This window comes from Nocardia sp. NPDC050378, assembly GCF_040655675.1.
Classification (GTDB): domain Bacteria; phylum Actinomycetota; class Actinomycetes; order Mycobacteriales; family Mycobacteriaceae; genus Nocardia; species Nocardia coubleae.
Genome location: NZ_JBFAKI010000001.1, coordinates 755,426 through 768,260 on the forward strand (window position 1 = coordinate 755,426; position 12,835 = coordinate 768,260).

A 12,835-nucleotide genomic window follows, 5' to 3' on the forward strand; every position below is an offset into this window, starting at 1 on the left:
CTACTTGATGAGGTACGGGGAGACGGAGCTGCGGTGTTCGCTGATGTCGAGGGACTTGCCCAGTGGGGGGAAGGCGCGTTGGGGGCAGTTGGAGCGGACGCAGACTCGGCAGCCCGCGCCGATGGGGGTGGCGGTGGCTTCGCCCAGGTCGATGCCGTCGGCGTAGACGACACGGGAGGCGTGGCGTAGTTCGCAGCCGAGGCCGATGGCGAAGGTCTTGCTCGGCTGGCCGTAGCGGGTGGCGCGGCGCTCCACGGTGCGCGCGACCCAGAGGTATTTGCGGCCGTCGGGCATCTGGGCGATCTGGGTCATGATCTTGCCCGGATAGGCGAAGGTCTCGTAGACGTTCCACAGCGGGCAGGTGCCACCACTGGCGGAGAAGTGGAAACCCGTGGCGGACTGACGTTTCGACATATTGCCCGCGCGGTCGACCCGGACGAAGGAGAAGGGGACACCGCGCAGCGACGGGCGTTGCAGGGTGGAGAGGCGGTGGCAGATGGTTTCGTAACTCTGCGAGAAGAACGCCGACAACCGCTCGATGTCGTAGCGGAAGTCCTCGGCTACTTCGTGAAAGTGGTTGTACGGCAACACGGTCGCGGCGGCGAAGTAGTTGGCGAGGCCGAGCATGGCCAGCTTGCGTGACGCGTCGGAGGCGAAATTGCCTTCCTCGACGAGCTTTTCGAGCAGCGGCCCACATTCCAGATACGCCAGCTCGGCGGCGAGTTTGAAGGTCCGCTGTCCGCCGGACAGATGCGGGGAGATCTCGAGCTGCTTGGTCTGCGGATCGTAGGTGTGCAGCACGCCCTCGCCGAGGTCGATGCGCTCGCTGATCCGCACGCCGTGCGAGCGCAGCAGCCGGGCGATCTCGGTGCTCACCTCGCCGCCGTGGAAGCGGATGCGCGCGGTGAGATCCTCTGCGGCGGTGTCCAACTCGTGGATGTAGTTCTGGCGCTGATAGAAGTAGTCGCGCACTTCCTCGTGCGGTTTGCTGATCGCGGCACTGCCGGAGCCGTCGGCGAAACGGTCCTCGGTGGCGGCGGCCAGCTGGGCGCTGGTGTTGCGGTACCGGTTGTGCATGGCGACCAGGGCCCGCGCCATCGACGGGTGCGCCGACACCATGTCGGCGATCTCCTTGGTGTCGGCCTCGATGCCGAGCTCGGCATCCATCACGACTTCCTGGAGTTCGGCGATGAGCCGGGTGTCGTCCTGCGCGGAGAAGAAGGTGGGGTCGACGCCGAAGACCTCGTTGATGCGGGTGAGCACCGGAACCGTCAGCGGCCGCACATCGTGCTCGATCTGGTTGAGATAGCTGGCCGAGATCTCCAGCTTCTGGGCCAGCGTCACCTGGCTCAGCCCACGCTCGGTCCGCAGCTGGCGCAGCCGCGCACCGACATAGGTCTTGGCCATATGTCCAGTTTATGGGCGCTTTCGCAGGGTTGCCAACCGATTCTTAGCAGCGTGTGCTGAGCGATGTGTCACACCCGCGCGCTACGGTCGAACGGTGCTGTTCAGCGATGTCGTCGCGACCTCGGAGCAGGTTAGGGCAACCCGGTCGCGCAAGGAGAAGACCGCCGCCCTCGCCGCGTTGCTCTCGGCCGCGGGTCCGGCGGAGATCGGCACTGTCGTCGCCTGGTTGTCGGGTGAACTCACCCAGGGCCGGATCGGTGTGGGGTGGCGAACGGTCACCGGGCTGGGCGCGGCGGCGAGCGATCAGGCCCGACTCACGGTCGAACAGGTCGACGGCTACTTCACCCGGCTGAAGGGCGTGAGTTCAACCAACAGCCGCCGCGAAATACTCACCGAGCTGTTCACGGCTGCGGCCGAAGCGGAACAGTCCTTCCTGATCCGGCTGCTCACCGGCGAACTGCGCCAGGGCGCGCTCACTGCCCAGGTGGTGGAGGGCCTGGCCCGATCCACCGGCATCGGCGTCGACGTGATCCGCCGCGCGCACATGCTCTCCGGGAACCTGCCCGCCGCCGCGGTCGCCGCGATCACCGGCGGCGAGGACGCGCTGCGGGATTTTCGTCTCGAGGTCGGCAGGCCGGTCGCGCCGATGCTCGCCTCTCCGGGCGGTTCACTGGACGAGGCGCTGGCCGAACTCGGCCCGCAGGTGAGCGTCGAACACAAACTCGACGGCGCCCGCATCCAGGTACACCGGGCGGGGGAGCAGGTGTGGGTGTTCACCCGCACCCTGCGCGACATCACCGCGGGCGTACCCGAACTGGTCGAGCTGGTTCGCGGCCTCGACTGCACGAGCGTGGTGCTCGACGGCGAGACCCTCGCGCTCACCGACGCCGGTCGCCCGCGCCCGTTCCAGGAGACGATGAGCCGCTTCGCCACCGTCGGCGACACGCGCGAACTGCTGCTGCACCCGTACTTCTTCGATTGCCTGCACCTGGACGGCGAAGACCTGCTCGACGAACCCCTGCGCGTGCGCCGCACCGCACTGGACCGGGTGGCCGGACAACACGCCATCCCGGCACTGGTCGCGCCCGACGCCGAGGCGGCCGCCGAGTGCTACGACGACGCGCTCGCCGTCGGCAACGAGGGCGTGATGGTCAAGTCGCTCGAAGCGCCGTACGCCGCGGGCAGGCGCGGCAAGGCCTGGCAGAAGGTCAAACCCGCGCACACTCTCGACCTGCTGGTCATCGGCGCCGAGTGGGGCTACGGCCGCCGCACCGGATTCCTGTCGAACCTGCATTTGGCCGCGCTCGACCCTGACACCGGCGAACCGGTGATGGTCGGTAAGACCTTCAAGGGCCTCACCGACGAACTGCTGCGCTGGCAGACCGAGGAATTCCCCCGGCACGCCACCCACCGCGACGCCCAGACGGTGTATCTGCGCCCGGATCTGGTGGTCGAGATCGCGCTCGACGGCGTGCAGACGAGCACTCGATACCCCGGCGGCGTCGCCTTGCGTTTCGCCCGGGTGCTGCGGTACCGCCCCGACAAGGAACCCGCCCAGGCGGACACCATCGAAACCGTGCGTGCGCTGGGCGGACGCTGACCCGCCACGACTTTGGGGGCAACACTGCGGCAATCCGCGACGGCGATACGACACACTGTTCGGGTGAGCGCCGAACTTGTGGTCCTGTTGATCGTCATCGTCACAGCTCTCGTCTTCGACTTCACCAACGGCTTCCACGACACGGCCAACGCCATGGCGACCTCTATCGCCACCGGTGCGTTGAAGCCGAAGACGGCCGTGGCGATCTCGGGTGCGCTGAATCTCATCGGCGCGTTCCTCTCGGTGGCCGTCGCCGCGACCGTCGCCAAGGGGATCGTGCGGCTCGACGAGGTGCAGGGCCAGGATCTGTTGGTGATCGTGTTCGCGGGGCTCGTCGGCGGCATCCTGTGGAATTTGTTCACCTGGTTGCTCGGTCTGCCGTCGAGTTCCTCGCACGCCCTGTTCGGCGGGCTGATCGGCGCCACGCTCGCCGCGCTCGGCTGGAGCGGCGTCATCTGGGTGTCGGGCACCGAGGGCGTATTGGTGAAGATCGTGCTGCCCGCGGTGCTGGCGCCGGTGGTCGCCGCGCTGGTCGCCGCGATCGGCACCTACCTGGTGTACCGCATCACCCGCGGGGTGAGCCGGGACAAGACCGACGAGGGCTTCCGGTGGGGCCAGATCGGGTCGGCCTCGCTGGTCTCGCTCGCCCACGGCACCAACGACGCGCAGAAGACGATGGGCGTCATCTTCCTCGCGCTGGTGGCCTACGGCTCGATCGACGCCGATGACCACATGCCGCTGTGGGTGATGGCCTCGTGTGCCTTCGCCATCGCCCTCGGCACCTATCTGGGCGGGTGGCGCATCATCCGGACCCTCGGCAGGGGCCTGGTCGAGATCGAGTCGCCGCAGGGCCTCGCGGCCGAATCCACGTCGGCGGCGATCATCCTCACCTCCGCGCACTTCGGGCTGCCGCTGTCGACCACGCAGACCGCGACCGGCGCCATCCTCGGCACCGGCATCGGTAAGGGCGCCGAGGTGCGCTGGGGGGTGATGGGCCGCATGGTTGTCGCATGGATGCTCACACTGCCCGCGGCAGGCGTGGTCGGCGCGATCTGCTGGCTGGTGGCGCATCTGATCGGCGGGCTGGCCGGAGTGCTCGTGGTGTTCGCGATACTGGTCTTCGGAGCGCTGGCGATCTACCTGCGCTCGCGCCGCGACCCGGTCGACCACCACAACGTCAACGAGGAATGGGCCTCGGCCGAACCCGATCACCCGCGGCCGGAATAGGAGGACACCGCCCATGCACACACTGTGGCTGAATCTGCGTGAACTGTGGGATGTGCTGATCGCCGCCCTCGTCCTCGGCGCGGGCGTGCCCGCCGTCTTCGCCTTCGCCGTGCGCTGGTGGGCCAACGGCGAAACCGTCGACGCCGACGGGCGGGTGCGGCGCAACCCTCTCGCCCTGGCGGGCGCACTGATCTGCGTCGTTCTCATCGTCGTGCTGGTGATCTGCGGAATCCTGTTCACGGCAAAGGCTTTCATCGCGTACCAGTTCGGCATCCACCTGTTCGGACAATCCTGAGCGAGGACCAATGACCGACTCGTCATCCACCCCACCGGTACGGCCCGGTCTGATGTCGCGGGTGCTCGGCTGGCTGCGCGCCGGCTACCCGCAGGGCATTCCGCAATCGGACTATGTCGCGCTGTTCGCGGTGCTGCACCGCAACCTCACCGATTACGAGGTGGTGGCCATCGGCGAACAGCTGATCGCGGCCAATCCGAACCGCGAATCCATCAGCCACGCCGAGATCGCGGCCGCTGTCGCCGATTTCGCGAAACAGCAGCCCGCCGCCGAGGATGTGTCGCGGGTGGCTTCGCACCTGGCGGCCGGTGGCTGGCCGCTGGCCGAACCGATCGACGACTCCGAGTAATTCGCCGTGTGCCAATAGAATTGGTGGCTGACGATTCCACCGGATTCGTGCCGTTCGCGCGCTAGCATGCACGGGTGGTACGGCGTGCGGCAGAAGTCGAGAGTGGTCGAAGTTATGGTGGATTGTCGCGCGAGCAGCGAATTGCCCTACGCCGGAGCCGTTTGACCGACGCGGCACTGGAATTGTTCGGAACCCGTGGTTATTCGTCGACCTCGATCGAACGATTGTGTGCCACTGCGAATGTGTCGACACGCAGTTTTTACGAAGACATCGGCAGCCGCGAAGCGCTGCTCATCGCGCTGGTCGACCGGCTCAATTCCGCCGCGCTGCAACGACTCGACGAAGCCCTCGACCGCACCCGTGAACAGCCGCTCGTGGTGCGCGTGGTGGAAAGTTTCCGCGCGTTTCTCTCGGTGACCTGCCGGGATCGGCGGGCCGCACGGGTTTTCTACGTGGAGATCGTCGGGGTGAGCCCGGCGGTGGAGGAATGGCGGCGCGCGCAGCGGCGTTCGATTTCGGCGCTGCTCACCCGGGAGGCGCAACGCGCCGCCGAACGCGGTGAGGCGCCCTCGCGCAGTTTTCACCTGTTCACCCTCGCGCTGATCGGCGCGGTCACTTCGCTCGCCCAGGAAATGGTGCACGCCACCGTGCCGGGCGACGCGATCTCGGTCGACGAGATCTGCGATCAGATCGCCTACTTCATCCGTTCCGGTCTGCCCGCGCGCACGGCCTGAGGAACGAGAACGGGAGGCGCCCGAAGGACGCCTCCCGTTTCGACGTTTACCGCGAATCAGATACCCATACCCTGGGCGAGCAGCGGCCACGAATCGTGCAGCGCCTGCTCCCAGTAGGGCCAGTAGTGGGTGCCCATCGGGGTGAACTGGTAGGTCGCCGGAATATTCAGCGAATCCAGCTTGGCCTTCAGGTTCTGGCTGCAGGCGTTGGTCGCCGCCTCGATGCCGACACCGAGGCCGAGGTTGATCACACCCATCGGGCCGGGGGCGTTGCTGAGGTAGTACTCGACATCGGCGTTGGACGGCATGCCGCTACCGCTGGAGATGTAGAGGTTGGTGCCGCGCAGCTTCTCGGCGTTGATGACCGGGTCGTTCTCCACCCAGGCCGGGTCGTTGTCGGCGCCGTACATGTTGGCGGTCTTGCCGCCCGCCCACGTCTCCACCGAGAACTTGACGGCCTGCTTGCCCAGCGGGTCGGCGATCTGCGCGCAACCGCTGTAGGCGGCCACCGACTTGAACAGGCCCGGCTTGGCCTCGGCCAGCTGCAGCACCGAGGTGCCGGAGGTGGACAGGCCGGCCAGCGCGTTCAGGCCGGTCGAGTTGAGGGTGCTGTCGAGCAGCGGCGGGAGCTCCTCGGTGAAGAAGGTCTTCCACTTGTTCAGACCCAGCTTGGGGTCTTCCTGCTTCCAGTCGGTGTAGTAGCTGCCGCGACCACCGATGGGCTGGATGACATTGACCTGCTTGTCGGCGAGGAACCCGAGCGCGTTGGTCTGCGCGGCCCAGCTCGCGGTGCCCTCACCGGCGTCGAGGCCGTTGAGCATGTAGAAGTTGGGCGCGGGCTGCGACTCGTCGACGGGGCGCTGCACGTCGATGGTGATGTCTTTCTTCATCGCCGCCGAGTACACCTTCAGGTGCCAGGTGCGGCCTTCCTTGACCACCGAGGTCACCGAGGACGCCTTCTCCGGCTGGGCCGAGGCGCCACCGGCGAGCGCCGCCACCGACATGGCGGCGGTCAGGGCCACGGCCGTCGTACGCAGCGCGGCGACATTTCGTAGTGCAGAAAGTTTCATCGAACAGTCGGTTCCAGTCCACGGGCCGTGTCGGCGCCGTCATCGCAGTGGGTCCCCTCGCCGCCCGAGCTAAGTCACCCGGTGACGATAGGGCTGTCAGATCCTCCGATACTCTATGTCCTCCGTCGGAGTGAAACTGTTACGAGTCCCAATCCGTGGACACAGCGGCGCGAAAATACGCGCAGGTGAATCGGAAATACCGGCGATAACAGGCGCCGTTATTCGGCTGTTCTCGCCACGGACTAGATTGCCAGACCCACCGAGGACGAGTTACCGAAATCACGGTGCGCGGCCAGGCGAAGGCCCGCGCGCGAGGCAAGGAAGTCGGCGGTGATGAATACGGCGGTTTCGGCCGGGGTGCGCGGGCCTGATTCCAGGCCAGCGGGGACGTGCAGCCGGGCCAGGGTCGGCTCGTCGAAGCCACCCGCGCGCAGGTCGTCGAGGCGACGGGCCTGGTCGGCGGGAGTGCCGAGGGCCGCGAGATAGCCGAGTTCGGGCAGGCGAAGAGCCACGGTGAGCAGCGGAATCTCGAAGCGCGGCTCGTTGGCGAGCACGACAATGCCTGTGCTGCTGTCGATTTCGCCTGCGGCGGACAGCGTGTTCAGGTAGCGGTGCGGCCAGTCGACGACCACCTCGGCGCCCGGGAACGACGCCGGGTCGGCGAACTCGGGGCGCGAATCGCAGATGCTCACCCGGTAGCCGATCATCCGCGCCTGGGCGGACAGGGTGGCGGCGTAGGCGTTGGCGCCGAAGATGAGCAGGCGCGGCGGCGGGCAGTAGGAGGCGACGAACAGGTCCGACTCCGGGAGGGCGACCAGCTCGGTGGCGTGTTTGCGGTCGGTGATCAGGTGCTGGCCGATGACGTCGGGATCCTGGTTCCACACCACGGTGAACACGGTGACCCGGCGATGGGCCTGAATGTCGGCGGCGACGGTGGGGAATTCGGGGAAATCGCGGCAGGAGAACGGTTCGACGAAGATGTCGACGAGGGTGCCGTCGTCGGAGGACGATTCCAGCCCGGTGAGCATGCTGTAGCGGCGTAGTTGCCGGATACCGGTGCGCGCGGCTTCCATCGCCGCCTCGTACACGGTTTCTTCCAGCCTGCCCGACGCGATGGATCCGAAGACGCCGCCATTGGGGGTGACGAGCATTGCCGATCCGATCGGCAGGGCGCTGGTTCCGATCGTGCGGACTACCGTTGCCAGGCCACCGGTAGCGCCCGAATGCCACACTCGCAGAAGGTCATCGACGATATCGCGCATATCTCAAATCTCCGATCACCGTGCGCCGACTACCGGGAAATCGCGATCGGTCCCTGTCGCCAAGTCGTCGCACGTGACGCACACCATATCGTGTCGGGTGCCCAAATAGGAACCTGCACCCGCATCCCCAACGGCTGCAGCGTAAATGGCTTCCCAGTGCTTGTTCTCTATCACAACTGGATGGCCCGGAGTGTCGTGGAACACACTACGAGCCAATCCGCTCTCGCTCGCGCGGGCCGCGGCGAGCACTCGGGCCACCACTTCGGCACCGATATCGGGAGTGTCGACGGGGCGGAAGGCCACATATCGGGTACCCGCCCGCGCTGCCTCGGCCAACCCCGCGCGCACCGTCGCCGACAGCCCGGTGGCCCAGTCGGCGACCCAGTGCCACCGAGTGCCGGGCGGCAGGTTCAGCGCCGCCGGGTCGGGTCCGGTGGCACCGAGCAGCACGATCACCGGGTCGCAGCCGCCGTCGCGCAACGCGGTGATCGCGGCGGTGAGCCAGGCACCGTTTTCGGCGAGTGCCTTGGGTTTGCCGTAGCGGGTTCCGGCGCCCGCCGCGAGGACGATGCCCGCGCACGAGTCCTGCGTGAGCGCTTCGATCCGGGGCATGCAGGTGAAGGTAATGGCGCAATGTTGCCGGTCGATTACGGCCGGGGAGCGCGCGGGCGACGACACGGGTACGTCGGCGGTCGGCTCGAGTGGCGGGCCGCCGGTATCGGGGAGATGCTGGATCGATGACTAGGGAAGCGATCGGACTCGCGGGCTTCAACTCGTTGCCCGCCGATGCCGCTGAGCAGGCATTGCTTGCCTGTTGCTCGTCGCCGCGCTGGGCGAGGGCCCTCGCGGCCGCCCGGCCCTATGTCAGCGTGGTGTCGTTGCTCGATGCCGCCGACGCGGCCCTCGACGCTCTCGGCGAGGCCGAGATCGACGCCGCGCTCGCCGGGCATCCCCGCATCGGTGAGCGGGCCACCGGCACGGCCGCGCACGAACAGTCCGGTGTCTCCGGCGACGGCGTGCGGGCCCGGTTGGCCGAGGGCAACCGGGCCTACGAGGAGAAGTTCGGGCACATCTACCTGGTGTGTGCGGCAGGTCGCGGCGGCGAGGAACTGCTCGCCGTGCTGCGGGCTCGACTGGACAACGATCCGACGACCGAAAGGCGGGTTATGCGAGACGAATTGGCGAAGATCAATCGGCTGCGCCTGACACAGCTGGTGGCGTCATGACCGGGCTGAGCACGCATGTGCTCGATGCCGTACGGGGAGTCCCCGCCGAGGGGGTCGCCGTGTGGTTGGTGCGCGGTGAGTTGCGGCTCACCGAGGCATTGACCGATGCCGACGGGCGAGTGAAAGAGCTCGCCGCAGGGCTCAATCCGGGCGAATACCAGTTGTACTTCGATACCGGCAGTTACTTCGCGGCCCAGGGCGTCGAGACGTTCTACCCGGAGGTCTGTATCGCTTTCACCGTCGGCGAGCAAGCGCATCTGCATGTGCCGCTGCTGCTTTCGCCGTTCGCCTATTCGACCTACCGAGGGAGTTGAGCCGTGGCGCTGACCGGCCCGATCATGTTGACCGACAACCGATACGGCAAGGCCGAGAACCGGGTGGTGCGGTTCTACAAGGAGAACGCGCGCCACGAGATCCGCGATGTGAATGTCACGACCACCCTGCGGGGTGACTTCGAGGCGGCCTATACCGAGGGCGATCAGCGGCAGGTACTGCCGACCGATACGCAGAAGAACACGGCGTTCGCCTTCGCGAAGAAGGTCGGCCTCGACACTGTCGAGGATTACGCGATCGCGTTGGCGAGGCATTTCCACGAGACCGTCGAGCCCGTCAGCAGTGCTCGCGTCGATGTCGAATCCTATGGCTGGCAGCGGGTTTCGATCAACGGTGCCGAACACGATCACACCTGGGTGCGGCAGGGGCCCGAGGTGCGCATCGTGGCCGCGACGGCCGCCGATGCCGGGACCTGGCTGCTCGGCGGGATCAAGGATCTCGTGCTGCTCAAGTCGACCGGGTCGGAATTCGCCGACTTCCTCGTCGACGAATACACCACTTTGGCGCCAACGAATGATCGCGTCCTGGCCACCTCCCTCGACGTGCACTGGCGATTCGCCGAAATCGACGGCATCGACTGGGACGAGGTGTTCGCCGGGATCCGCGCCACCCTGCTGGAACTGTTCGCCACCACCTATTCCCGCGCCCTGCAGCAGACTCTCTACGCGATGGGAACCGCTGTGCTGGAACGTTTCCCGATGCTCGCCGAGATCCGCCTCGCGGCCCCGAACAAACACCACTTCGACTACGACCTCGACCGCTTCGATATCGAGAACAAGGGCGAGGTGTTCTGGGCCGCCGACCGCCCCTACGGTTCGATCCACGCGACCTTGCAGCGTGCCGACGCACCCGATGCCGGAACGGCGTGGTCGGCATGAGCGGGCCGGATCTGGTTGTCGACGGGTGTGCGGTAGTCACTGTCGATGCGTCCGGGACCGAGTATCGGCGCGGGTGGGTTTCGGTGCGTGGCAACAGGATCGATGCGCTCGGGGAAGGTGCGGCACCGGTGTTCGGTCCGGAGACCGCGCGGATCGATGGGCGGGGCTGCCTGCTCACACCAGGATTGGTGAACACCCATCACCACCTCTACCAGTGGATCACCCGTGGGCTCGCCGCCGACAGCACCCTGTTCGAATGGCTGAGAACCCTGTACCCGGTGTGGGCGCGGATCGACGAGAAGTCGGTGCGGGTGGCCGCGACCGGCGCTCTGGTGTCGCTGGCCCGTACCGGGTGCACCACCTCCGCCGACCACCACTACCTGTTCCCGCACGGTGGTGGTGACCTGCTCGCCGCCGAGATCGCGGCCGCCGCCGAGGTGGGGTTGCGCTTCCATCCCACGCGCGGGTCGATGGACCTGGGGCAGAGCAAGGGCGGGCTCCCGCCCGACGACGTGGTCGAGTCCATCGACGACATCCTCGCCGCGAGCACCACCGCGATCGAGCAGTGGCACGACCCCTCGCCCGACGCCATGGTGCGCATCGGCCTCGCCCCCTGTTCCCCGTTCTCGGTGACCGCCGATCTGCTGCGCGAATCGGCCGCCCTGGCGCGCTCGGCCGGGGTGCGGTTGCACACCCACCTCGCCGAAACCGTCGATGAGCTGGACTTCTGCCGCGAGAGTTTCGACTGCGCGCCAACCGAGTACATGGAACGGCTCGGCTGGCTCGGTGACGACGTCTGGTACGCCCACGGCGTGCACCTCGACGACCACGCGATCTCGGCGATGGCTCGCACCGGCACCGGCATCGCCCACTGCCCGACCTCCAACGGCCGTCTCGGCGCGGGTATCGCCCGCACCGCCGACCTGGTCGCGGCGGGCATTCCCGTCGGCCTCGGCGTCGACGGGGCGGCCAGCAACGAGTCGAGCTCGCTGATCGAGGAGCCACGCAACGCCCTCCTCTACGCTCGCGCCGTCGGCGGCCCCCGGGCCATGACGGTGCGCGGGGCACTCGAACTCGCCACCATGGGCGGTGCCCGCGTCCTCGGCCGGGCCGACGACATCGGCTCGATCGAACCCGGAAAACTCGCCGACCTCGCCCTCTGGCGCCTCGACACCCCCGCCCACGCGGGCATCGAAGACCCGGTCGTCGCCCTGATCCTCGGCTCCGCGCCGCCACTGGCGGCCCTGTTCGTGAACGGTCGCGAAGTGGTCCGCGACACCGTGGTCACCACGGTCGACGAAGCGGCGGTGGGCGCCGATGTCGCCCAGGCCCAGGCCACCCTCCTCGCCGGAGCCTGATCCCCCGGAACGCCCCGATCAAGATCACCACGCGGTGGTGGCGGGACCTACTCGGCCGATCCCGCCACCACGGCGTGGTGATCGAGCGACCAGGTGCGGTATGCGGGTGGCGGGGCACACTGGAGGGTGGATATCGGGTTTACCGTGGCGCAATCCCGAGTGGGTGTCGCGCAACATCGTGGCAACTCGCCGCCCCTAGTGTGGCTGGTGAGGTAAGCGAGGTGGATGTGGATCTGGATACCGTGCGGGAGGTGGTGCTCGCTCGCCGGCGTGCCGATTTGGCGCAGGTCGGGGCGGGAAGCGCGGTGCTGGCCGGCGGGACCTTTCTCTACTCCGAACCGCACGATCATCTCGACCGGCTGATCGACATCACCACGCTGGGCTGGCCGCCGCTCGTCGAGACCGCCGAGGGTCTCGAAATCGCCGCGACCTGCACGCTGGCCGAGTTCGCCGGTGCGCGTCCCGGTCGGGAACTCGGCTCGAAGACCCTGCGGCCGGATTGGCCGGGGACGGAATTGTTCGCGCAGGCGTGCCGGGCGCTGCTCGCCTCGCACAAGATCTGGCGCACGGCCACGGTCGGCGGAAACGTATGCCTTTCCCTGCCCGCCGGTGCCGTACTCGGTGCGCTGGTCGCGCTCGACGCTCACGCGGTGGTGTGGCCGCATGCGGGTGGTGAACGGCGAATCGCGTTGTGCGAGTTCGTGACCGGCCCTGGAATGAATGTGTTGCCGTCGGGATCGGTGATCCGCTCCTTTGTCGTGCCGCTGCGGAATCTACACGCGCACACCAGTTTTCGGAAGATCGCGTTGGCTCCACTCGGACGTTCCGGTTCCGTTGTGATGGGCAGGCGGACAACGGATGCCTGCGCGCTGACGATCACGGCGGCGACGACCCGTCCTGTCGTCCTGGATTTCGACGGACCGCCGGACGTGAACGAGCTCGCCTCCGCGCTCGCCGAGATCCCGCCGAACATCTGGTTCGACGATCCACACGGCGCACCGGACTGGCGCAGGCACGTTACCCACCTGCTGGCGGCCGAGGTTGTCGCCGACCTGGCGGAGGGTCGGTCGTGAACCCGGCGACAAGCGTCGATGGT

The 12,835-nt window shown here is 67.5% G+C and carries 14 protein-coding genes; 10 read left to right on the top strand and 4 right to left on the bottom strand.

The features are described 5' to 3' along the window. The gene (ramB, locus tag AB0I35_RS03565) at positions 1-1,407 is read right to left on the bottom strand and encodes an acetate metabolism transcriptional regulator RamB (RefSeq protein WP_357393992.1); all 1,407 of its coding nucleotides are present in this window, start codon (positions 1,405-1,407) and stop codon (positions 1-3) included. Between the two features lie 94 nt (positions 1,408-1,501). On the opposite strand from ramB, the gene AB0I35_RS03570 reads away from it, so the two are divergent. The 5 genes from AB0I35_RS03570 (at position 1,502) to AB0I35_RS03590 (ending at position 5,612) form a co-directional block, all read left to right on the top strand. Beyond that, positions 1,502-3,007 carry an ATP-dependent DNA ligase gene (locus AB0I35_RS03570; RefSeq protein ID WP_357393994.1) on the top strand — a complete coding sequence of 502 codons (1,506 nt, stop codon included), beginning with the start codon at positions 1,502-1,504 and terminating at the stop codon, positions 3,005-3,007. 63 nt (positions 3,008-3,070) lie between these two features. Then, positions 3,071-4,234, top strand: a complete 1,164-nt coding sequence (locus AB0I35_RS03575) for an inorganic phosphate transporter (RefSeq protein ID WP_357393995.1) — start codon at positions 3,071-3,073, stop codon at positions 4,232-4,234. Positions 4,235-4,247: 13 nt separating this feature from the next. Further along, on the top strand, positions 4,248-4,529 hold the full coding sequence (locus AB0I35_RS03580) for a hypothetical protein (RefSeq protein ID WP_357393997.1): 282 nt from the start codon (positions 4,248-4,250) through the stop codon (positions 4,527-4,529). 10 nt (positions 4,530-4,539) lie between these two features. Continuing rightward, positions 4,540-4,878, top strand: coding sequence for a DUF3349 domain-containing protein (locus tag AB0I35_RS03585; RefSeq protein ID WP_067979280.1), 339 nt, complete (start codon positions 4,540-4,542; stop codon positions 4,876-4,878). Between the two features lie 74 nt (positions 4,879-4,952). Further along, positions 4,953-5,612, top strand: coding sequence for a TetR/AcrR family transcriptional regulator (locus AB0I35_RS03590; protein WP_067484741.1), 660 nt, complete (start codon positions 4,953-4,955; stop codon positions 5,610-5,612). A 56-nt stretch (positions 5,613-5,668) separates the two neighbouring features. Here the strand turns inward: AB0I35_RS03590 and AB0I35_RS03595 are convergent, their stop codons facing one another. The 3 genes from AB0I35_RS03595 to AB0I35_RS03605 form a co-directional block, all read right to left on the bottom strand. Continuing rightward, complete coding sequence (locus AB0I35_RS03595; RefSeq protein ID WP_357393999.1) at positions 5,669-6,682, bottom strand: alpha/beta hydrolase family protein; 1,014 nt, start codon at positions 6,680-6,682, stop codon at positions 5,669-5,671. 242 nt (positions 6,683-6,924) lie between these two features. Further along, positions 6,925-7,944 carry an XdhC family protein gene (locus tag AB0I35_RS03600; RefSeq protein WP_357394000.1) on the bottom strand — a complete coding sequence of 340 codons (1,020 nt, stop codon included), beginning with the start codon at positions 7,942-7,944 and terminating at the stop codon, positions 6,925-6,927. A 15-nt stretch (positions 7,945-7,959) separates the two neighbouring features. Next, on the bottom strand, positions 7,960-8,556 hold the full coding sequence (locus AB0I35_RS03605; RefSeq protein WP_357394002.1) for an NTP transferase domain-containing protein: 597 nt from the start codon (positions 8,554-8,556) through the stop codon (positions 7,960-7,962). A 125-nt stretch (positions 8,557-8,681) separates the two neighbouring features. Here AB0I35_RS03605 and uraD point away from each other — a divergent pair, with 125 nt between their 5' ends. The 5 genes from uraD to AB0I35_RS03630 all read left to right on the top strand — a co-directional run bounded on the left by uraD (position 8,682) and on the right by AB0I35_RS03630 (position 12,812). Continuing rightward, the gene (gene uraD / locus AB0I35_RS03610) at positions 8,682-9,170 is read left to right on the top strand and encodes a 2-oxo-4-hydroxy-4-carboxy-5-ureidoimidazoline decarboxylase (protein WP_357394004.1); all 489 of its coding nucleotides are present in this window, start codon (positions 8,682-8,684) and stop codon (positions 9,168-9,170) included. Next, positions 9,167-9,484 carry a hydroxyisourate hydrolase gene (gene uraH, locus AB0I35_RS03615; protein WP_357394006.1) on the top strand — a complete coding sequence of 106 codons (318 nt, stop codon included), beginning with the start codon at positions 9,167-9,169 and terminating at the stop codon, positions 9,482-9,484. The genes uraD and uraH overlap by 4 nt, the downstream gene beginning before the upstream one ends. A gap of 24 nt (positions 9,485-9,508) precedes the next feature. Continuing rightward, positions 9,509-10,381 carry a factor-independent urate hydroxylase gene (gene pucL, locus AB0I35_RS03620; RefSeq protein ID WP_357394169.1) on the top strand — a complete coding sequence of 291 codons (873 nt, stop codon included), beginning with the start codon at positions 9,509-9,511 and terminating at the stop codon, positions 10,379-10,381. Further along, complete coding sequence (locus AB0I35_RS03625) at positions 10,378-11,739, top strand: 8-oxoguanine deaminase (RefSeq protein ID WP_357394008.1); 1,362 nt, start codon at positions 10,378-10,380, stop codon at positions 11,737-11,739. The genes pucL and AB0I35_RS03625 overlap by 4 nt, the downstream gene beginning before the upstream one ends. Positions 11,740-11,966: 227 nt before the next feature. After that, a complete protein-coding gene (locus AB0I35_RS03630) occupies positions 11,967-12,812 on the top strand; it encodes an FAD binding domain-containing protein (protein WP_357394171.1) in 846 nt (281 codons plus the stop codon). Positions 12,813-12,835 lie beyond the last annotated feature (23 nt).

Excerpts from the sequence above, each read along its gene's own strand:
- ramB (WP_357393992.1), bottom strand. The coding sequence starts at position 1,407 with ATGGCCAAGACCTATGTCGGTGCGCGGCTGCGCCAGCTGCGGACCGAG.
- AB0I35_RS03580 (WP_357393997.1), top strand. The coding sequence starts at position 4,248 with ATGCACACACTGTGGCTGAATCTGCGTGAACTGTGGGATGTGCTGATC.
- AB0I35_RS03585 (WP_067979280.1), top strand. The coding sequence starts at position 4,540 with ATGACCGACTCGTCATCCACCCCACCGGTACGGCCCGGTCTGATGTCG.
- AB0I35_RS03595 (WP_357393999.1), bottom strand. The coding sequence starts at position 6,682 with ATGAAACTTTCTGCACTACGAAATGTCGCCGCGCTGCGTACGACGGCC.
- AB0I35_RS03600 (WP_357394000.1), bottom strand. The coding sequence starts at position 7,944 with ATGCGCGATATCGTCGATGACCTTCTGCGAGTGTGGCATTCGGGCGCT.
- AB0I35_RS03605 (WP_357394002.1), bottom strand. The coding sequence starts at position 8,556 with ATGCCCCGGATCGAAGCGCTCACGCAGGACTCGTGCGCGGGCATCGTC.
- uraD (WP_357394004.1), top strand. The coding sequence starts at position 8,682 with ATGACTAGGGAAGCGATCGGACTCGCGGGCTTCAACTCGTTGCCCGCC.
- uraH (WP_357394006.1), top strand. The coding sequence starts at position 9,167 with ATGACCGGGCTGAGCACGCATGTGCTCGATGCCGTACGGGGAGTCCCC.
- pucL (WP_357394169.1), top strand. The coding sequence starts at position 9,509 with ATGTTGACCGACAACCGATACGGCAAGGCCGAGAACCGGGTGGTGCGG.
- AB0I35_RS03625 (WP_357394008.1), top strand. The coding sequence starts at position 10,378 with ATGAGCGGGCCGGATCTGGTTGTCGACGGGTGTGCGGTAGTCACTGTC.